Here is a 642-nt window from a genome sequence, read left to right as displayed (position 1 = left end):
CCCGCCGCGACGCACACGCTGAACCGCCTGACGCACCGGTAGCATCGACGTGTCATTGAGCGTGAAACGGTCCGCCTCAAGGACCGCCTCCTCACCCATCTGAATAATCGACAGGCCCGCACGGTTATAGGCGCGCGCACCCGCCTCACTCACGCTCAGCGCCGCAGGAACCCAACCATAGCTACGCGCCTGCAGCATCCACTGCTCAATGGCGGCATCCCACGAATCGGGGTCACCCACCGGGTCACTCGACGCCAAGCACACCGAACCCACCGAACGGTACGTAATCGCCGCCCTCTGATCCGGAGAGAAAATCACCTGCTTATCGCGGCGCGTCGCAAAATAGGAGAGTGAATCATTGGCGCCATACTGCTGCAGCAGAGCGCGAATCTTCAGCTCCTTCTCACCGGTCCAGGCGTCCGGGGCACGGTAGCCGCGCGCCAACAGGTACAGCGCCGCAACCAGCGAAGCACCGTAACCAAACGACGCTAAGAAAGCCACCACGTCGGCAGCCCACACACCGGGATGCGTACGCTCAATACCCATGCCGTGCATGAGTAGCTCCCACGGGGTGATGAAACGCAGCGGCTCCCACACACCAATACGGCAGAGGTACCAGAGCACCAGGGTAGTCAGCAGAAT

General features: G+C 62.0%; 1 protein-coding gene. It reads right to left on the bottom strand.

Annotated features, from left to right (window positions below; genetic code table 11):
- Positions 1–642: phosphatidylglycerol lysyltransferase domain-containing protein (locus HMPREF2879_RS09125; RefSeq protein ID WP_141753042.1), on the bottom strand; the 642-nt coding region annotated here is incomplete at both ends.

The organism is Rothia sp. HMSC069C04, assembly GCF_001812895.1.
In the GTDB taxonomy this organism is placed as follows: domain Bacteria; phylum Actinomycetota; class Actinomycetes; order Actinomycetales; family Micrococcaceae; genus Rothia.
The sequence above is the reverse complement of the archived record's forward strand: the minus strand, read 5'-3'. Positions and strand labels throughout refer to the sequence as shown.